Below are 454 nucleotides of genomic sequence, written 5' to 3'. Positions count from 1 at the left end.
GGCGTGGTGCCGGAGGGGAGCAGCGGCGCGGACTCGGCGGCGGTGGCCTCGTCGAGGATCGCGCGGCTGGCCTGCACCCAGGTGCCGAGCCAGCGGCGGGCGTCGGCGGGATCCGCGGGCGCGCCCACCACGCGCACGGCGGCCGGGCGGGCGGTGACGCGGTGGCGCGGGTCGTAGTCCTCGCCGCCGGTGGATCCGACGACGATCGCCTCCACGTCCTCCCGCCCGACGAGCAGCGGGACCTCGCGGGTGAGCGTGGGGTGGCCGTACACGATGACGCGTTCGACGCGGTCGCCGAAGCCCTCGCGGGCCAGCAGCTCGCGGAACGAGACGACGAGGTTCGGGCCGAAGTGGGATCCGCTGGAGATCTCGGCGGCGAGCGGCCAGCCGCCGGCGCGGGCGAGCTCCTCGGCGGCCTCGCCCGCGGCATGACCGGCGACGACGAGCGTGCGCG

The 454-nt window shown here is 77.8% G+C and carries 1 pseudogene; it reads right to left on the bottom strand.

The annotated features are described in order from the left end of the window. Window positions 1-454 (bottom strand): annotated as a pseudogene (locus tag DZG00_RS16490) (2-succinyl-5-enolpyruvyl-6-hydroxy-3-cyclohexene-1-carboxylate synthase); the annotation flags it as partial.

The sequence above is a fragment of the Clavibacter lycopersici genome (assembly GCF_003576405.1).
GTDB lineage: Bacteria > Actinomycetota > Actinomycetes > Actinomycetales > Microbacteriaceae > Clavibacter > Clavibacter lycopersici.
Note: the sequence above shows the minus strand (reverse complement) of the source record. Positions and strands in the feature narration are given on the sequence as shown.